This is a genomic window from Kocuria sp. (assembly GCF_030530945.1).
In the GTDB taxonomy this organism is placed as follows: Bacteria; Actinomycetota; Actinomycetes; order Actinomycetales; family Micrococcaceae; genus Kocuria.
In genome coordinates this window covers 273,954-291,106 of record NZ_JAUMTZ010000002.1, presented here as the reverse complement: position 1 = coordinate 291,106, position 17,153 = coordinate 273,954, and the positions used below count along the sequence as shown (strand labels likewise).

Genomic DNA, 17,153 nt, shown 5'->3' with positions numbered 1-17,153 from the left:
CGGCGCCGTCGTTATGCGGAGGGGCGTGGATCGGGGGAACGCTCAGCCGCAGCCCACGACCTTGTACAGGACGCTGCCGCCCTGGCGGTCGATCTCCTCGTAGTGGTCGCCGGGGACGTCGTGGACATTCGAATAGGCGGGATAGTCGTACCTGCCGGGTGTGCTGGGCACCAGGGCTCGGTCCCCGAAGTCCAGGACGTAGTCGATGCCCGACTCACGCACCGCGCTGCATGCCTCGGCGGATGCTGAGGGATCCCCCAGATCCTTGCTCACGGTGGCCTCGGCGGGCGTCGGGTGGGTGAAGATGTGGGGAGATGTGACGTGGCGGTCGGCGACGCCGTAGGCCAGGCTCGCTCCGGTCCACGGGTTGACCCCGATGAGAGCGTCCTCGGGGACGTCGCGATCCAGACGCGTGAGGAGTGCATGCTCGTCGGGGGTGAGCCCGTATGAGCCAGCATCCACGTGAAAGGCCTCCCGCAGGTAGACGTCCATCGTGCGGAAGGGAACCTCCTGGGTGGCGGGCAGCATGAGAATGCAGAGAACAACCCCGACAACCAGTTCACTGGGGGCTCGCCACCGCATGACCCTGTCCGATGCGATGTGGAGGGGGAAGAACACATCCGCGACGGAGGTGACCAGTATGGCGGTGAGCATCACACCGGTCATGGCGAACAGCGCCGCCAACCGGGGAGAGTCCTCGTACCACGGGCCCACGAGCCACGTGCGGAAATCCGCATCGGGTGCTCCGGCGGCGTAGATGTAGAGAACGAGCGTGCTGACGTGCAGGAGCGCGAGCCAGAGATACTTCCGGCGCCAGACGGCCACGATGAGACCGGAGATCGAACCGATGGCGTACGCCCAGGGGATCTCGTCACGGCCGTTGGGCGCGAGGAGGAGGGCTTGTCCCACGGCCGTCGTCAGGCCGGTGTCGGATCGACGGTTGTAGTCCGTCTGCAGGAGGGTCCAGATCAGCGCGAACACGGCCACCGTCGCCAGGATCACGATGATCCCGATCAGCAGTTTCCGGTAGTAGCGGCCAGCACTGCTCCCACGGACCAGGGATGGGTGCGTGAAGTTCTCGGCGGCCCGCCGGATGCGCCACCCGCTGCGGCACCCCACCATCAGGGCGGTGGCCACCAGGAGGGTCGCCAGGGCGTTGGGCTGGGCGACCCCGAGTGCGCCGACCGTGGCGAGAACGACCACCGCGCTCTGGCCCCTGCTGGTGGGCAACCTGCGGATGACGCCCGTGAGGGAAGCCATGACGGCGACTGCCAGGGGGAGGAGGGACAGCGACAGGATGTTCGGCAGCAGAGGGCCGTAGTTCAGCAGAGCGAACGGGAAGGAGCTGAAAGCTGCGGAACCCACCCCGGCCACGACCAGCGGCAGGGGTCGGAACCCCGTGATCGTTCCCACAGCAGTCACAAGGGCGAGCGGCCAGACGACGCAGCACACCACGAGGATCACCGCATTGGTGGCCACGAAGACGTCGTCGTGGGTGGTCCCCATGGCCAGAGCCCCGAGGCTGTGCCACAGCGCGGGATAGAAGGAGTAGGACTTGCTGGGCGAGATCATCGTCCCCAGAGTCAGGGACGAGGCGCTGCCCGTGTCGAGGATGAACCTCACGGCGTTCAGGTGGAACAGCACGTCGAAACGCTGGGGAAAAGACCCTGCACCGGACATCACGTCCCGCAACCGGGTGCTGATGAGGTACCCGCCGATTCCGGCGGACAGAAGGGCGACCAGCAGACCGTGCCACGGGATGGGGTGCTCCGCGTCCACCGGTCGACGGTAGACATCGCGGAAGTGGCCCCTCCAGCCACGGTTGAGCCCGCGGTTCTTGCGCCCTCGCACGAGCACCATGACGACGGCGACCAGAACCCAGACCACCACGCACCCGGCAAGGACCGTGCCCCAGTGCCAGGGCAGGTGCAGAAGGCCGAGAACCATGGCCAGGCCACCCAGGACGGCGGCCGAGCCCAACGGGGCGAAGAGCAGTGAACGGGCCCGGGAGGCGGCCAGCGCTCTCCACAACCCGTAGCCGGGGAGGAAGAGCGCGACGGTGACCCACACGATGGAGAACAGGCCAATGTTGGGAAGCAAACGCGTTTCCTTCGACAGGGGGGGGAGATGGAGGATCTGACGCAGTATATCGTCGGGGCTCAAGGAGTCCCCCGAGAGGGCTGACGGAACTCTGCAGGGTCCGCGGACTGGGCTGGAGGTGCCCGCCAGGGACTCCCCTTCACCCTGTGGAACAATGGGCGCCGTGAGTCGAGCGTGGATTGTGATGCCCGTGTACAACGAGGCCGAAGTGGTGGGGGAGGTCCTGGAGACCCTCCGGGAGACCTTCCCGCACGTGGTGTGCGTGGACGACGGCTCCCGTGACGACTCCGCCCGGATCTGCCGGGAGGCCGGGGCGGTGGTGGTCCAGCACCCCATCAACCTGGGTCAGGGGGCGGCGCTGCAGACCGGTTTCGAGTACGCGCTGCAGGACCCGGACATGGACTGCGTGGTCACCTTCGACTCGGACGGTCAGCACCGTGTGGTCGATGCGTACGACATGGTCCAGCGCATCCGCTCGGGTGAGGCCGAGGTGGTCCTGGGGTCACGTTTTCTGGACGACCGCACCCAGGTCTCCACGCTCAAGCGCCTGGTGCTGCGCACCGCCGCGTTCGTCTCCAGGTTCACGAGCGGCATGGACCTCTCGGACGCGCACAACGGCCTGCGGGCCATCAACCGGGACACGGTGGCCAGGCTGCACCTGAAGCAGAACCGCATGGCGCACGCCTCCGAGATCGTCAACCGCTTCGCGGAGCTGCAGCCCCGGTGGGTGGAGCACCCCGTGGAGATCATCTACACCGACTATTCGCGCGGCAAGGGCCAGTCCCTGCTCAACGGCGTGAACATCCTGGCCGAACTGTTCGTGAAGTAGCGGGGCGCACGCATGACCATCGTGGTTCAGATCATCCTCATCCTGGCCGTGGCCTACGGCGCTCTCACTCTGGTGCGCGGCGGGGCCAACGCCAAACACCAGGCCATCCGGCGGCTGTCCGCCGTGGCGTTCTTCCTCTTCGCGGCCGTGTCCATCCTGATCCCGAACCTGGTGTCGCACGCGGCGCGTCTTCTCGGCATCGGCCGCGGCACCGACCTGGTGCTCTATGCGCTGGTGGTGCTGTTCATGGTCTCGCAGTACACCGCAGCCCAGCACCGCCGTGACGAGGAGGTCAGCATCACCCGCCTGGCACGCCACATCGCCATCGCGGAGGCGGAGAAGCCCTGGGAGGCCGACGCCGCCCACGCGGACCGCGCCTCGGTCCGCACCTTCGCCGCGGCGTCGCCGACCACGCGTCCGGTGGACGTGCCCCACACCGGCCCCGTCGGCCCGGATGCTGACCACGACGCCACCCGCGGGGGTTCCACGGCCGTCTGAGCCTGGCGAGTCGCTGGGGAAACCCTGCGCTTTCCATGTGGATGCATTCTGCGTCCGAGCATGACATGCGCCACTCGAGGTGTCGGCGCAGGTCAGCGGGATTATCCACAGAAGCCCGCTCGGACCGTGTCCAGCGCCCCGATTTTCCCCTAGCGTTCCCCAGAGATGACCAGGCAGTGACGGGTTCGGGGGAACCCCAGGGGGAGACATGGCCACCGGTGTGACCGAAGATGCGATCGGGCTGATCGAGGCGGACGTGCGCGAGCAGATCCGCCGCAGCGGGGTGGACCCGCTGCTGCAGGTGGAGCCCACCCGCCAGCTCGTGGCCTCCGCGGTGGCGGAGTACGACCTGCGCTCGGCGCGCACGGGCATGCCCCGGGTCCAGGACCTGGACGCGGCGTGCAAGGCGGTGCTGGACCTCGTGGCGGGGTACGGGCCACTGCAGCCGTACCTGGACGATCCCGAGGTCGAGGAGATCTGGATCAACGGTCCGTCGGAGATCTACGTGGCGCGCGGCGGGGAGTCGGAGCTCACGAGTCTCGTGCTGAGCGAGTCCCACGTGCGCACGCTGGTGGAGCGGATGCTGAAGTCCTCCGGGCGGCGCCTGGACCTCAGCTCGCCGTTCGTGGACGCCTCCCTCCCGGACGGTTCTCGGCTGCACGTGGTGATCCCGGACGTCACCCGCGCCCACTGGGCCGTGAACATCCGCAAGTTCGTGGCGCGCGCCCGCCGGCTCCAGGACCTGGTGGCCCTGGGCTCCCTCACCGTGCAGGCCGCGGACTTCCTGAACGCCGCGGTGGACTCCGGGCTCAACATCCTGGTCTCGGGCGCCACCCAGGCCGGGAAGACCACCATGCTCAACTGCCTCTGCGCGGCCATCGGAGCGCGGGAGCGGGTGGTCACGGTGGAGGAGGTCTTCGAGCTCAAGGTGGCGCTGCGCGACGTCGTGGGGATGCAGTGCCGCCAGGCGAATCTGGAGGGCACCGGCGAGATCCCGCTGCGGCGGCTCGTGAAGGAGGCGCTGCGGATGCGCCCGGACCGCCTGGTGGTGGGGGAGGTGCGCGAGGCCGAGAGCCTGGACATGCTCATCGCCCTGAACGCCGGGCTGCCCGGGATGTGCTCCCTGCACGCCAACTCCGCACGGGACGCCGTGACCAAGATCTGCACCCTTCCCCTGCTCGCCGGGGAGAACATCAGCAGCGCGTTCGTGGTCCCCACCGTCGCCTCGTGCTTCGACCTGGTGGTGCACTGCCACCGCGACCCCACGGGCCACCGCTACGTCGCGGAGATCCTGGGCATCGGCAACCGCGTGGAGAACGGTGTCATCGAGACCTACCCGATCTTCCGGCTCCAGGACGGCACCCTGCGGCCCGTGGCCTCGGAGGTCCCCGCCGCGGAGAAGTTCGTGCGCGCCGGCCACACCCCCGCAGCCCTCATCCACGACGACGACGCCGCTCACCCCACCGCGCGGCAGCGCCCCTCCGAGCGGGTCACCACGTCCGAGGCGCAGGTCCACGCGGGGGACACCGTGGAACGGGATCGCGCTGGGGCATCCGGGGGAACCCCGGCAGCGCCCCGGCCAGCGGCGGGAAAGGACCCCTCGGGAGCGCAGGGGACCCGGCGCAACCGCTCCGGGTCCCGGAACCGGGCCGCGGCCCGTGACGGCGGGAGGGCGGCGTCGTGAGCGCGCTGGTCGGAGCAGTGCTGGGGGTCGGCATGTTCCTCATCTGGTGGTCCTTCTGGGGTCGTTCTCCGGTCATGCGCACCCGGCACGCGCGGACGGGCAGGTTCCGCACCCTGCTGCTGCAGGCGGACCTGCCGGGTGTCTCGCCCGGCGCGTTCGTGGGGGTGAGCCTGCTGCTGGCCACCATCGCCGGGGTGCTCATCCTGGCGGTGACCTCCGCGGCGGTGTTCGGGCTGTGCGTGTTCCTGGTGACCCTGTTCGTGCCCCTCTGGTTCGTGCGCCACCGCGCCCGGCGGCGCACCGCGGTGCTGCGGGAGGTGTGGCCGGACGTGGTGGACCACCTGCGCTCCGCGATCCGCGCGGGCATGGGGCTGCCGGAGGCGCTCATGCAGTTGCAGTACCGCGGTCCGGAGCCCCTGCGGCCGGCCTTCGCGCGCTTCGCCGCGGACTACCGCGCGAGCGGACAGCTCCACGGCTCCCTGACCATGCTCAAGAACCGGCTCGCGGATCCCGTGGCGGACAACATCGTGGAGGCGCTGCGGGTCACCCGCGAGGTAGGCGGCACCGACCTGGGGCGGCTGCTCGGGACGCTCTCGGAGTTCCTGCGGGAGAACGAGCGCACCCGCAGCGAACTGGAGGCGCGCCAGTCCTGGACGGTGAACGCCGCGCGCCTGTCCGTGGCCGCACCGTGGCTGATCCTCGGACTGATGGCCACCCAGCCTGCCGCCGTGGCCGCGTACAACACCCTTGCCGGGGCTGCGGTGCTGATCGGCGGGCTCGCCGTCTCGGTGCTGGCCTACCAGCTCATGCTGCGCCTCGGCGCCCTGCCCGCTGAACGGCGGGTGCTGCGATGAACGTCACCGTGACCGCGGGCCTGCTGGGTCTCGTCCTGGCCCTCGGGCTGTGGCTCGTCCTCAACGCCGCCAAGGCCGTGGGAGCACCCACCTTCGCGGACCGCATCGCGCCGCAGCTGCGCGCGGCCGAGCTCACCAGTGCACTGGGAGGTGGTCCCTGGACCTCGCGCCGGGACCGCGGGCGGTCCCTCACGGGGGCGGCCGGTGGCGTCGCGATGGAGTGGATCCTGCGACGTGCCGCCCCGCTGTTCGCCAACGCCGAGGTCCTCGGGCGGCGCCTGGTCCGGGACGGTTCCCGCAGAGACGTGATGGACTACCGCGCCGAGCAGGTGGTGTGCGCCGTTCTCGGTGCCGCAGCAGGCGGTCTCTGCGGCCTATTGCTGGTGCTGCGGGCGGACGTCAGCGTGGCCATCGTGGCCGTGGGCACCGTACTGGGCGCAGGCACGGGGGTCTGGGTGCGCAACGGTGCGCTCACCCGCAGCATCCGGCGCCGCGAGAAGCGCATGCTCGCGGAGTTCCCCGCGGTGGCGGAGCTCATGGCGCTCGCCGTGGGGGCGGGGGAGAGCACCGTGGGCGCCCTGGAACGGGTGTGCCGCGTGGCCGAGGGCGAGCTCGCCGGAGAGTTCCGCGCCGTCCTCGCCCAGACCCGTGCCGGTTCCGGTCTCACCACGGCGCTGCAGGACTTCTCCGCCAGGACGGACGTGGTGGCGCTCGGGCGGTTCGTGGACGGCATCGTGGTGGCCATCGAACGGGGCACACCGCTCGCGGACGTGCTGCGCGCGCAGGCCCAGGACGTCCGCGACCACGACAAACGGGTGCTGATGGAGGTGGCCGGGAAGAAGGAGATCGCCATGCTCGTCCCGGTGGTCTTCTTCATCCTCCCGCTGAGCGTGGTGTTCGCGGTGTTCCCCGGACTGGCGGTTCTCGACCTCGGGTTCTGACACGAGCCCTGACTGTTCACAACGAAGGAGACGATCATGAAGTACCTGTTGCCCTGCTGGACGGCCCTGCTGCTGGCGGCGAGCACGCTGCTCGCCGGAGGCAACCGGGAGGACGATCCCGATCGCGGGGACGTGCCCGGCTGGGTCATGCTGACGCTGATGTCCGCGGTGCTCGTGGCCGGGCTGCTGCTCATCGCCCGTCCGGCACTGGAGGGGCTGTTCCAGGATGCCATCGACCGCGTCTCCGGCCTCTGATTCCTCCCGGGGCCCGGACGCCGGCAACGCCGTGGCGGAGTACGTCATGGTCCTGGGCCTGGCCATCCTGCTGTTCGGGATGATCCTGCAGGTGGGCTTTGCGCTCCACGTGCGCAACACCCTGATCGACGCCGCCGCCTCCGAAGCCCGCTACGCGAGCCTCGCGGACCGCACGGACGAGGACGGCATCGCCCGCACGCGCGGGATCATCGCCGACACCGTGGGGGAGGGCTACGCGCAGGACGTCACGGTGTCCCGCACCAGGGTGGGGGAGCTGCCCGCGGTGGAGATCCGTGTGGTGGCCCCGCTTCCCGTGGTGGCGGCTCTCGGTCCACAGAGGTCCCTGGAGGTGAGCGGTCATGCCGTGGACATGGACTCGTGAGCGCCGGCTCTCCGCGGAGGATCCGGACCGCGGCAGCGCCGTGGTGGAGTTCGTGGGCCTGGGATTGCTGCTGCTGATCCCCATCATGTACCTGGTGGTCACCGTGGCCCGCGTGCAGGCCGGGTCCTTCGCGGTGGTCGCGGCCGCCGAGCAGGCCGGTCAGGCCGTCTCCGTGCTGGAGGCCAGGGACCTCGGTGCCGCGGGTGTTCACGACGTCGCGGCGGTGGCGGCCCGGGACCACGGCTTCGCACCCGAGGACCTCACGGTCACGGTGTCCTGCTCGGACGGCTCGTGCGAGACGCCCGGTGCTGTGGCCACCGTGCACGCGGTGGTCACGGTCCGCCTCCCCGGGGTACCCGGCTTCGTGACGGCGAACGTGGCCAGCCTGTCCTCGGACGTCACTGTCATCTCGGGGCGGTACTCGTGAGGTGGATGCGTGAAGCCGGGGGCGGCGGGAGAGCCTGGCTCCGGGTGCGCCATGTCCGGAGCGTCCGGGAGCTATCCGGGGGAACCGCGCCGCACGCCGACGCGCACCGGACACCGGGCGGTCGCCGGAGCACGAACGCGGGCCAGGCCCTCGATGACCCCCCGAACACCGATGGCCCCCCGAACGCGAAGGCGAACAGCCGCGGGAACAATCCCCAGGTTCTCCCGGAGGACCCGGACTCCGGACAGACGACCATCGTGCTGGTCGGGTTCGCCCTGGTGACCCTGCTGCTCGTGGTCACCGTGCTGGCCATCACCAGCGTGTACGTGGGCCAGCGGCAGCTGCAGTCCCTCGCGGACCGGGCGGCCGGTGCCGCGGCGGACACCTTCACGGACGTGGACCGTTCGGGATCCGGACCGCCCACGCCCATCCTCACCAACGACGGGGTGGCCGGCGCCGCCACGAGCTATCTGGGCACCGTGGGCGCGTTCCATCAGGTCAGCGACCTCACGGTGGGCGCCCCCACGGGCTCCGCGGACGGCACCACGGCGCAGGTCACCCTCGCGGCTGTGGTGCACCCGCCCGTGGTGAACGCGATCATTCCGGCCGGGGTCCCCATCAGTGCCACCGGGGATGCCCGAGCGGTGATGCGGCGCTGACGGCGGCAGATTGCTGCGGGGCGTACGAGGAGCCGTGTCGAGACGCGACCCGGTGCACCGGGCAGGGGCAGTTTCCCTGCCGTGTGGAGAGATGCACCACATCCCATGCATCCGCATTGCTATGTTGACGCGTCATCAGTATTTTTATTTCCATGACAAGTAAAACTGCCATGACCGACTTCCGTCTCCCCTCGGAGCACTCCGCACCTGCTGCGCCTGCCACCTCCGCGGGTGCTGTCACCGAGCACCACCGGACGCACCACGCCACGCACGCCGTGTCCCTGGGTCTGCTCATCCTGCGCGTGGTCCTGGGCATCACCTTCGTGATGCACGGCTGGCAGAAGGTCTCCGAGTGGGGGATCGCGGGCACCACCGACAGCTTCGAGGGCATGGGTGTTCCCGCCCCGGCCGCGTCCGCCGTCTTCGCGGCCGTGGTGGAACTCGTGGGCGGCATTGCCCTGATCCTGGGTGTGCTGACCCGCATCGTGGGCCTGCTGCTCGCGCTCGACATGCTCGGCGCGCTGGTCCTGGTGCACGCCTCCTCCGGGTTCTTCGCCTCCGGCGGCGGGATCGAGCTGGTCCTGGTGCTCGGCGCGGCCGCCCTCGCCCTCGCGTTCACGGGCCCGGGCCGCTACGCCGTGGCCCGCGTGCTCCCCGCCACCGGTGCAGGACGACTCCTCTCCTGACCCCTCGGGGGCCCGGCGTAGGAGAGGCGCCCGCGCGGTGCAGCTGCCACGAGAAGGGCCGGGGCGGCGTCGTTGTCCGACGACGTCGCCCCGGCCCTGTGTTGCGCCCGTCCCCTCAGCGGCCGCGGAACACCCCGAGGGCGCGCAGCGGCAGGCTCAGCCAGCGCAGCGGCGGGAGGAGCAGGGCGAGCCTCAGCAGCCTGCGCCCGCCCTGGTGCCGAACGGTGCGCAGCAGCTCCCTGCGGAGTGCGGGGCCGAGGGTGGTGCGGGAGGAGCGGAACATTGGGCTGTGGTCCTTTCGGAACGGTTCTGACGGGTGTGGTTCAGGGTGCGGGCCGGTCCCGTGGTGCGCGGGAACGGGCGGGGTCCGAGGCCCCACGACGGGCCAGGTCCAGGGCTGCAGGAACGGGCGGGGACCGTGGCGCGGGGGGCAGGCGGCGCGCACAGGTCGGTGGGCCATGCGCGGTGACCTCAGTACTTCTCGGCGTCACGGGGCAGGGCCGCAGAGGTGTCGAACGCCTCGCGCGCCCCCACCGTGCCCTCCCGGTCGATCACGGTCACGTGCTGGGGCGAGCCGCGCCGGGAGCCTCCGGAGATGTGGGCGCCGGTGTCCGCGACCACGTTCAGCAGCTCCACGCCGGAGCCCACGTGCACGCCGTCCAGGAGCACGCAGTTGCGCACCACAGCACCGGACTCGACCACCACGTTCTCCCCGACCACGGAGTGCTCCACGGTGCCGGCCACGTGCGCGCCGGGAGCCACGAACGAGCGGGTGACCGCGGCGTCGTCCGCGATGAAGCCCGGCAGCAGGGGAGCCTGGCCGCTCCAGATGGGCCAGGCGGGGTCGTCCAGGGTGGCGCCGTCCCCGTCCAGGAGCTGCTGCTGCGCGGTCCAGTAGGACTGGATGGTGCCCAGGTCCATCCAGTAGCCCGTGTGCCGGTGCTCCACCACGGTGTGGTGCTCCATGACGTGGGGGATGAGGTCCTCCCCGTAGTCGCCCAGCTCGCCGAGCTGGTCCTGAAGGTGCTCCAGGGCCTCCAGCAGGACGTCCGTGGTGAAGAGGAACATCTCCCCGGCCACCAGGTCCCCCTGCGGCTCCTCCGGCTTGTACGCGAAGTCCGTGACGTGGCCGAACTCGTCCGTCTGCACCACGCTGTAGCGGGAGGGGTCCTCGCGGACCTGCGTGGTGACCATGGTGAGGTCCGCGCGCTTGCTCAGGTGCGTGCCCACCACGTCCCGGAAGTCCACCGTGTAGAGGTGGTCCGCGGAGAGCACGAGCACCAGGTCCGGGTCAGCCTCCCGGATCAGGTCCGCCTGTCGGAAGATGGAGTCCGAGTTGCCGGTGGCGAAGCCCTCCCCGTCCGCACCCTGGTAGGGCGGGAGCACTTGGAGGCCGCCGTGGGAGCGGTCCAGGTCCCAGGGGCGTCCGCCGGCCATGTAGGCGTTGAGGTCGTGGGGAAGGTACTGCTGCACCATCCAGACGTCCGTGATGTGGGAGTGCACCAGGTTGGACAGCGAGATGTCGATGAGCCGGTAGGTGCCGCCCACGGGCAGCGCGGGCTTCACCACGTGTTCGGTGAGGGGACCCAGCCGGGAGCCCTTCCCTCCGGCGAGGACCAGTGCGAGCACGGTGGGACGTTCCATCGTCAGTCTCCTTAGCAGGGGGAATCGCTGCTGAGCCTACCGACTCCCGGGGCGCGGGGGCCATGACGTAAAGTGATCTGCCATGGCCTCCATTGACTACCCCGCAGAAATCCGCGCCCTCCGCGCCACCTACGAATCGGTGGCCGCTGTCAGCGACGCCGAGACGCTGCAGAAGGAGATCACGGAGCTGGAGCAGCAGGCGGCCGCGCCGGACCTGTGGGACAACCCGGACGAGGCCCAGAAGGTCACCTCCCAGCTCTCCCACAAGCAGTCCAAGGTGGACCGGCTGGCCAAGCTGGAGAGCCGCATCGACGACCTCGAGGTCATGGTGGAGCTCGCGGAGGACGAGGATGACCAGGAGACCCGGGACGCCGCCGCGGTGGAGCTGGAGTCCATCCAGAAGGCGCTGTCCGAGCTGGAGATCCAGACCCTGCTGGCCGGCGAGTACGACGAGCGCGAGGCCGTGGTGACCATCCGCTCCGGTGCCGGTGGCGTGGACGCCGCGGACTTCGCGGAGATCCTCATGCGCATGTACCTGCGCTGGGCCGAGCGCCACGGGTACCCCACCAAGGTCCTGGACACCTCCTACGCGGAGGAGGCGGGGCTGAAGTCCGCCACGTTCGAGGTCAAGGCGCCGTACGCGTTCGGCACCCTCTCGGTGGAGGCGGGCACGCACCGACTGGTGCGCATCTCCCCGTTCGACAACCAGGGCCGTCGACAGACCTCGTTCGCCGCGGTGGAGGTCATCCCGCTGATCGAGTCCGACGACACCGTGGAGATCCCCGAGTCCGAGCTGAAGGTGGACGTGTTCCGCTCCTCGGGCCCCGGTGGACAGTCCGTGAACACCACGGACTCCGCGGTGCGCATGACCCACGTGCCCACCGGGATCGTGGTGTCCATGCAGAACGAGAAGTCCCAGATCCAGAACCGCGCCGCCGCGCTGCGCGTCCTGCAGTCCCGCCTGCTGCTGCTGCGGCAGGAGGAGGCGGACGCCAAGAAGAAGGAGATGGCCGGGGACGTCAAGGCCTCCTGGGGGGACCAGATGCGCTCCTACGTGCTGAACCCCTACCAGATGGTCAAGGACCTGCGCACCAACTACGAGGAGGGCAACCCCTCCTCCGTGTTCGACGGCGGGATCGACAAGTTCATCGACGAAGGCATCCGCTGGCGCGCCGGAGCGCGCCGCGAGGGCGACGACTGAGCCCCCGGCAACCCAGCGCGGTCACCCGTTCCGTGAGCCGCCTCCCGCGCGGAGGAGCAGATCCGGGACGCGGACGCCGCGGTGGTGCGGGGGAGCGAGCAAAGGAAGAACGGGCCGATGGCCAAGAAGAACGCTGACGACGGCCGCCAGATCGTGGCCAACAACAAGAAGGCGCGGCACGACTACACCATCCACGACACCTACGAGGCCGGTCTGGCGCTCATGGGCACGGAGGTGAAGTCGCTGCGCATGGGCAGGGCGTCCCTGGTGGATGCGTTCTGCCAGTTCGACAGCCGCGGGGAGCTGTGGCTCGAGCACGCCCACATTCCGGAGTACCTGCAGGGGTCGTGGACGAACCACTCGGCCCGGCGGCGTCGCAAGCTGCTGCTGCACCGCTCCGAGCTGGACAAGATCGCGGGCAAGACGCGCGAGGCCGGCTACACGATCATCCCGCTGTCCCTGTACTTCGTGCACGGCAAGCGCGTGAAGGTGGAGATCGCGGTGGCGCGCGGCAAGCGCGAGTACGACAAGCGCCAGACCCTGCGCGAGAAGCAGGACAACCGCGAGGCACAGCGCGCCATGCGCTACCGCAACATGCGGGGCTGACCCGGGCCGCCCGTCCCCCTGCGCCGCCCGCGACACGATCGGGAGTCGACCACCGCGCAGCGCGGGAACCCCTACGATGGGTGCTCACCGCGGCCGATGTGGCCGGGGACACCCAACGGTTTCAAAGGGGATCACCGTGACACCACCATCCCGTGCTCAGGCGACGGACCGCCGTCTCACCCCTCTGGTGCTGCGCAGCGCTGTCGTGGCGGCGCTGGGCGGGTTGCTGTTCGGCTTCGACACCGCCGTCATCTCCGGAACCACCAAGTCCCTCACCGAGGTCTTCGACCTCTCCGGATTCGGTCTGGGCTTCACGGTGGCCACGGCACTGATCGGCACGATCATCGGTGCCCTGTCGGCCGGGCAGCCGGCCAACAGGTTCGGACGCAAGAAGGTGCTCCTGGTCATCGGGGTGCTGTACTTCGTCTCCGCCATCGGCAGTGCGGTGGTGTCCGACTGGTACCTGTTCATGCTCTTCCGCTTCCTGGGCGGGATTGGGGTGGGAGCCGCCAGCGTGGTGGCCCCCATCTACACCACCGAGATCTCCCCGGCGCGCCAGCGGGGCCGCCTGGTGGGTCTGGTGCAGTTCAACGTGGTTCTGGGGATCCTGCTCGCCTACGTGTCCAACTGGGTCATTGCCACCTGGATGGCCGGTGACGTGGCGTGGCGGTGGATGTTCGGGATCGAGGCGGTTCCGGCCCTCGTGTTCTTCGCGCTGGTCTTCACCGTTCCGGAGAGCCCCAGGTGGCTGTACATCCGGGGCATGGTGGAGCGCTCCCGTCAGGTTCTCGCGCGGCTCACCTCCACGGAGGCGGAGCTCGAGGCCGAGTTCGCGGAGATGGAGAAGAGCGCCAGGCAGGAGCGCGAGCAGTCCTCGGCAACGCTCTTCACCTCGTCCCACCGGCGCACCATCCTGCTCGCTGTGGCGATCGCGGCCTTCAACCAGCTGTCGGGCATCAACGCGGTGCTCTACTACGCCCCCGACATCTTCACGATGGCCGGGGCCAGCGGGGACGTGGCGCTGCTGCAGTCCATCGCGGTGGGTCTCGTGAACCTGCTGGCCACCATGGCCGCGCTGTTCGTGATCGACAGGTTCGGCCGCAGGCGGCTCATGCTGGTGGGCAGCATCGGGTACCTCGTGTCGCTCGGGGCCATCGCCCTGGTGTTCCTCACCGGGGACGGTCAGTTCGGTCCGGGGCGGGCCATGGTCGTCCTGGCGGGACTCGTGGTGTTCATCGCGTCGCACGCGTTCGGACAGGGTGCCGTGATCTGGGTGTTCATCGCCGAGATCTTCCCCACCAAGGTGCGTGCGCAGGGGCAGGCGCTGGGCAGCTTCGTCCACTGGTTCTTCGCGGCCGTCACGTCGTGGACCTTCCCCGGCGTGGCCGCCAGCCTGGGGGGCGGGGTCGCGTTCCTGGCGTTCTTCCTGTTCATGGTGCTCCAGCTCGTGTGGGTTGTGAAGATCATGCCCGAGACGAAGCAGGTGCCCCTGGAGGAGATGGCGGATACCCTGAGCCTGCCCCGCACCCAGCGGCGGTCCTAGCGCCGGTTCCCCGGGACCCGCGGGCCCCGGAGGCCCTGTCCTCCGGGGCCTTCTCACGGCCGGGTCCTCATGCCAGGGACAGGTGCCGCCCGGCCCACGTCCTGCGCAGCCAGCGGTCGTGGGAGGCGACGACGACGGTCCCCGGGTACCCCGGCAGGGCCGCCTCCAGCTGCGTGGCGAGCACCAGGGAGAAGTGGTTCGTGGGCTCGTCCAGCAGCAGCACCTGTGGCGGGTCCGCGAGCAGCACGGCCAGCGCCAGACGACGCCGCTGTCCCACGCTCAGCGCGCCCAGCCGCCGGTTCTCGTCCCGCCCCGCGAGCAGTCCGAAGGTCCCCAGCGGCACGGCATCCGCCCGGTCCACTCCAATGCGGTCCGTGTAGACCTGGGCGACGGTCCGGTCGGGGTCGGCGTCCGCGAGGGTGTCGTCCTGACCGAGCAGCCCCACGCGCACACCCGGGGCGCGGTGCACGGACCCGCTCGTGGGGTCCAGCCCGCCCGTGAGGAGGCGTAGGAGCGTTGACTTGCCCGAGCCGTTGGGCCCGGTGAGCAACCACTTCTCGCCGGCGCTCACGGCCAGAGAAACCGGTGCGAGCCGGTGTGCCACTGCCGCTCGGGAGGCCGTGAGCATGGGCCCGGACGCCCGGAGGTGGCGTGCGGCGTCGTCGTCTGCCGCGGTCAGACCCCGGAAGAACAGCTCCTGCGGTGGCCTGCGCACCTGCGCCTCCTCCAGCGCGGCCAGGCGCGAGCGGGCGTCGTTGACGCGCCGCGAGACCACGGTGGCGTTCCGGTCCGCGTAGAACTTCCTGGCGGCCCGTGCTTCCGTGCGCGGGGCCCGGTCGGGGTGACCCACCCTCTGCTGCTCCTTGACCGCGGCCCGCAGCTTCTGCAGCTGCGCCTGCTCGTCCCGGTAGGTGCGTTCCCAGCGCTCGCGGGCGTCCAGTCGTGCCAGCACGTACTGCGAGTAGGTGCCGCTGAACCGCGTCACGCCGATCCCCGTGCCTGTGCCGTCACCCACCAGGTCCGCGGTCGTGGCGTGCGGGCGCGGCGCCGGATCCAGGTCCACGAGCGAGCCGACGGTGGCGTCCAGGAACGCGCGATCGTGGCTCGCGAGCAGCACTGGGCCGGGCCACGAGCGCAGCGTGCCGGACACGTAGTCGAGGGCGGCGTCGTCCAGGTGGTTCGTGGGCTCGTCCAGCAGCAGCACGTCCGGGGCGCGAAGCAGTGTCCAGGCGAGGGACAGGCGCGCCCGCTGGCCGCCGGAGAGCTCTCCGGTCCGTCGGTTCCGCGGAATGTGAGCCAGGCTGAGCCCCTCCAGTGCGGCGTCGATCGTGGTGTCCACGTTCCACGCGCCGGTGCGCTCCGCGGCCTCCAGTGCGTCGGCATAGTGGGCGCTCGCCCGCTCGTCGTGCGGTGCGGCGGCCAGGGCCTGGGCAGCGTCGTCGACGGTGCGGGCCGCCTGGCGGGTGGGGCGCACCGCGTTCTCCACGGCCTGGGCCACGGTGTCCTGCGGCGCGAAAGGTGGTTCCTGGTGCAGCAATCCCACGCGGGCGGCACCACCCCCGGGGCCGACGGCACGCACCGTTCCGGCATCCGGCGCCCGGAGACCCGCGAGGATGCGCAGGAGGGTGGACTTGCCGGAGCCATTCTCGCCGATCAGTCCGGTGGGGCGACCGGCTGCCACCGTGAAGGAGATGTCCGTGAGGACACGGTGGGTGCCGTACGACGCGGAGACGCCGTCCACAGCCAGGTGCGTTCCGGTGGACGTGGCCGGGTGGGCGGATATGTCCCGGCGTCCGGGCACGGGGGAGCTCAGGTGGGATGAGTTCACGGGAGTCCTCTGACGGTCGCGGTCCCCGCCGGGCGGTGGCCTCGGGCGCGGGGATTCGGTGGGGACTCATCGGGACATGGCCCCCACCGTAGGGCACGGGGCGGGGGAGGACAAGGTCCCGGCGTCGCGGTGACCGGCCCGGGGGTTCGGGCTGTCCGGCGGGGATGTTGACGGGCGGGCGCGAGCGGACGTACGCTGGGCTGTCCACGACGCGGGCAGAGAATGTTCCGCCGAGTGGACGCTCATTGAAAAATGAATACGGGGATGATCGGTTTCGACGATGTGAGTTGAGACAGGGGAAGCGGGTCGAGGATGCAGAGTCATCTCGTAAACGCTCTCTGTAAAAATATAAGTGCCAAATCCAAGCGCACTGACTTCGCTCTCGCTGCGTAAGTAGCCTGAGCAGTCTGTCAGCCCAGGTTCACCTTCGACCTGGGACCTGACATCAGCTAGAAGGTCACTGCTCTGGACGTACGTCACGGACGTCCAGGGGACTTCTACGTGACTGAGTCCGGCGGCCACTCGTGTGCGAGATGGCCGGGACTGAGAAACCTGCAAGCACACTGCACCCGGAGAAGCCCTGACAATGCTGCATCGGACGGGGGTTCAATTCCCCCCATCTCCACAAATGGTGTCCTCGGACACCCTGAACGCCTCGGGCCCTCGGGTCCGGGGCGTTTTCCATGCCCTGGGGTCTCGTGCCGAGCGTCGGCAGGACCCCTTCACCGCTCCCGTACCGGGCAGGCCCGTGTGAAACACTGGCTCAGGACACGGATCACCACGACCGAAAGGCAGGCGTTTCCATGAACGAGCGTTCCAACGAGCAGTCGGGGTCCTCCTCGGCCTCGGGCAGCCGGCAGCCGGAGTACGGGCAGTACGCCCAGGACCCCGCTTCCGGGACCGGCGGGGAGCAGCACCCCGACGAGAACCGGTACGGCCAGTACTCCACCGGGGGGCAGGGGTATTCGGACCAGAACGGCCAGGGCTACGCCAACGGCGGCTACACCGGCGGCCAC

At 70.0% G+C, this 17,153-nt stretch carries 17 protein-coding genes, 1 other RNA gene and 1 pseudogene; 15 read left to right on the top strand and 4 right to left on the bottom strand.

Annotated features, from left to right (window positions below; translation table 11 throughout):
• Positions 1-42: 42 nt before the first annotated feature.
• Positions 43-2,100, bottom strand: coding sequence for a DUF6541 family protein (locus Q4A22_RS03760; RefSeq protein WP_303177324.1), 2,058 nt, complete (start codon positions 2,098-2,100; stop codon positions 43-45).
• 154 nt (positions 2,101-2,254) lie between these two features.
• Between Q4A22_RS03760 and Q4A22_RS03755 the strand changes: the two genes are divergently transcribed.
• The 10 genes and pseudogenes from Q4A22_RS03755 to Q4A22_RS03710 all read left to right on the top strand — a co-directional run bounded on the left by Q4A22_RS03755 (position 2,255) and on the right by Q4A22_RS03710 (position 9,315).
• The gene (locus tag Q4A22_RS03755; protein ID WP_303177323.1) at positions 2,255-2,929 is read left to right on the top strand and encodes a glycosyltransferase family 2 protein; all 675 of its coding nucleotides are present in this window, start codon (positions 2,255-2,257) and stop codon (positions 2,927-2,929) included.
• Between the two features lie 12 nt (positions 2,930-2,941).
• Positions 2,942-3,427 carry a DUF2304 domain-containing protein gene (locus tag Q4A22_RS03750; RefSeq protein ID WP_303177321.1) on the top strand — a complete coding sequence of 162 codons (486 nt, stop codon included), beginning with the start codon at positions 2,942-2,944 and terminating at the stop codon, positions 3,425-3,427.
• A gap of 208 nt (positions 3,428-3,635) precedes the next feature.
• Positions 3,636-4,865 (top strand): annotated as a pseudogene (locus Q4A22_RS03745) (CpaF family protein); the annotation flags it as partial.
• Between the two features lie 242 nt (positions 4,866-5,107).
• Positions 5,108-5,965 carry a type II secretion system F family protein gene (locus Q4A22_RS03740; RefSeq protein WP_303177320.1) on the top strand — a complete coding sequence of 286 codons (858 nt, stop codon included), beginning with the start codon at positions 5,108-5,110 and terminating at the stop codon, positions 5,963-5,965.
• Entirely contained in the window at positions 5,962-6,906 is a 945-nt protein-coding gene (locus Q4A22_RS03735; protein ID WP_303177319.1) for a type II secretion system F family protein, read from the top strand. Before Q4A22_RS03740 ends, Q4A22_RS03735 begins: the two co-directional genes overlap by 4 nt.
• A 36-nt stretch (positions 6,907-6,942) precedes the next feature.
• Positions 6,943-7,161, top strand: a complete 219-nt coding sequence (locus tag Q4A22_RS03730) for a hypothetical protein (protein ID WP_303177318.1) — start codon at positions 6,943-6,945, stop codon at positions 7,159-7,161.
• Positions 7,133-7,543, top strand: a complete 411-nt coding sequence (locus tag Q4A22_RS03725; RefSeq protein ID WP_303177317.1) for a TadE/TadG family type IV pilus assembly protein — start codon at positions 7,133-7,135, stop codon at positions 7,541-7,543. Before Q4A22_RS03730 ends, Q4A22_RS03725 begins: the two co-directional genes overlap by 29 nt.
• Positions 7,521-7,970 carry a hypothetical protein gene (locus tag Q4A22_RS03720; protein WP_303177315.1) on the top strand — a complete coding sequence of 150 codons (450 nt, stop codon included), beginning with the start codon at positions 7,521-7,523 and terminating at the stop codon, positions 7,968-7,970. Before Q4A22_RS03725 ends, Q4A22_RS03720 begins: the two co-directional genes overlap by 23 nt.
• Positions 7,971-8,224: 254 nt before the next feature.
• On the top strand, positions 8,225-8,629 hold the full coding sequence (locus tag Q4A22_RS03715) for a pilus assembly protein TadG-related protein (RefSeq protein WP_303177403.1): 405 nt from the start codon (positions 8,225-8,227) through the stop codon (positions 8,627-8,629).
• A gap of 152 nt (positions 8,630-8,781) precedes the next feature.
• The gene (locus Q4A22_RS03710) at positions 8,782-9,315 is read left to right on the top strand and encodes a DoxX family protein (RefSeq protein ID WP_303177314.1); all 534 of its coding nucleotides are present in this window, start codon (positions 8,782-8,784) and stop codon (positions 9,313-9,315) included.
• Positions 9,316-9,430: 115 nt separating this feature from the next.
• Here Q4A22_RS03710 and Q4A22_RS03705 read toward each other — a convergent pair whose 3' ends face one another.
• Positions 9,431-9,598 (bottom strand): hypothetical protein, encoded by a 168-nt coding sequence (locus Q4A22_RS03705; protein WP_303177313.1) that lies wholly within the window; start codon positions 9,596-9,598, stop codon positions 9,431-9,433.
• Between the two features lie 188 nt (positions 9,599-9,786).
• A complete protein-coding gene (locus Q4A22_RS03700) occupies positions 9,787-10,959 on the bottom strand; it encodes a glucose-1-phosphate adenylyltransferase family protein (RefSeq protein ID WP_303177311.1) in 1,173 nt (390 codons plus the stop codon).
• 82 nt (positions 10,960-11,041) lie between these two features.
• Here Q4A22_RS03700 and prfB point away from each other — a divergent pair, with 82 nt between their 5' ends.
• From prfB to Q4A22_RS03685, 3 genes are all read left to right on the top strand, one after another.
• Positions 11,042-12,160, top strand: coding sequence for a peptide chain release factor 2 (prfB, locus tag Q4A22_RS03695; protein WP_303177309.1), 1,119 nt, complete (start codon positions 11,042-11,044; stop codon positions 12,158-12,160).
• Between the two features lie 117 nt (positions 12,161-12,277).
• Complete coding sequence (gene smpB, locus Q4A22_RS03690; RefSeq protein WP_303177307.1) at positions 12,278-12,766, top strand: SsrA-binding protein SmpB; 489 nt, start codon at positions 12,278-12,280, stop codon at positions 12,764-12,766.
• A gap of 136 nt (positions 12,767-12,902) precedes the next feature.
• A complete protein-coding gene (locus Q4A22_RS03685; protein ID WP_303177305.1) occupies positions 12,903-14,309 on the top strand; it encodes a sugar porter family MFS transporter in 1,407 nt (468 codons plus the stop codon).
• Between the two features lie 67 nt (positions 14,310-14,376).
• Here Q4A22_RS03685 and Q4A22_RS03680 read toward each other — a convergent pair whose 3' ends face one another.
• Positions 14,377-16,110: an ABC-F family ATP-binding cassette domain-containing protein gene (locus Q4A22_RS03680; RefSeq protein ID WP_303177402.1), complete on the bottom strand. Its 1,734-nt coding sequence runs from the start codon at positions 16,108-16,110 to the stop codon at positions 14,377-14,379.
• 287 nt (positions 16,111-16,397) lie between these two features.
• Between Q4A22_RS03680 and ssrA the strand changes: the two genes are divergently transcribed.
• Together ssrA and Q4A22_RS03670 are read left to right on the top strand one after the other, a co-directional pair.
• Positions 16,398-16,765: a transfer-messenger RNA gene (gene ssrA / locus Q4A22_RS03675) on the top strand.
• A 175-nt stretch (positions 16,766-16,940) separates the two neighbouring features.
• On the top strand, positions 16,941-17,153 hold a 213-nt coding region (locus tag Q4A22_RS03670), incomplete at its 3' end, for a hypothetical protein (RefSeq protein ID WP_303177304.1).

What these genes read in the sequence shown, in the direction of transcription:
- Q4A22_RS03755 (WP_303177323.1), top strand. Translation starts at nt 2,255, where the DNA reads ATGGGCGCCGTGAGTCGAGCGTGGATTGTGATGCCCGTGTACAACGAG.
- Q4A22_RS03750 (WP_303177321.1), top strand. Translation starts at nt 2,942, where the DNA reads ATGACCATCGTGGTTCAGATCATCCTCATCCTGGCCGTGGCCTACGGC.
- Q4A22_RS03735 (WP_303177319.1), top strand. Translation starts at nt 5,962, where the DNA reads ATGAACGTCACCGTGACCGCGGGCCTGCTGGGTCTCGTCCTGGCCCTC.
- Q4A22_RS03730 (WP_303177318.1), top strand. Translation starts at nt 6,943, where the DNA reads ATGAAGTACCTGTTGCCCTGCTGGACGGCCCTGCTGCTGGCGGCGAGC.
- Q4A22_RS03725 (WP_303177317.1), top strand. Translation starts at nt 7,133, where the DNA reads ATGCCATCGACCGCGTCTCCGGCCTCTGATTCCTCCCGGGGCCCGGAC.
- Q4A22_RS03720 (WP_303177315.1), top strand. Translation starts at nt 7,521, where the DNA reads ATGCCGTGGACATGGACTCGTGAGCGCCGGCTCTCCGCGGAGGATCCG.
- Q4A22_RS03710 (WP_303177314.1), top strand. Translation starts at nt 8,782, where the DNA reads ATGACAAGTAAAACTGCCATGACCGACTTCCGTCTCCCCTCGGAGCAC.
- Q4A22_RS03705 (WP_303177313.1), bottom strand. Translation starts at nt 9,598, where the DNA reads ATGTTCCGCTCCTCCCGCACCACCCTCGGCCCCGCACTCCGCAGGGAG.
- Q4A22_RS03700 (WP_303177311.1), bottom strand. Translation starts at nt 10,959, where the DNA reads ATGGAACGTCCCACCGTGCTCGCACTGGTCCTCGCCGGAGGGAAGGGC.
- prfB (WP_303177309.1), top strand. Translation starts at nt 11,042, where the DNA reads ATGGCCTCCATTGACTACCCCGCAGAAATCCGCGCCCTCCGCGCCACC.
- smpB (WP_303177307.1), top strand. Translation starts at nt 12,278, where the DNA reads ATGGCCAAGAAGAACGCTGACGACGGCCGCCAGATCGTGGCCAACAAC.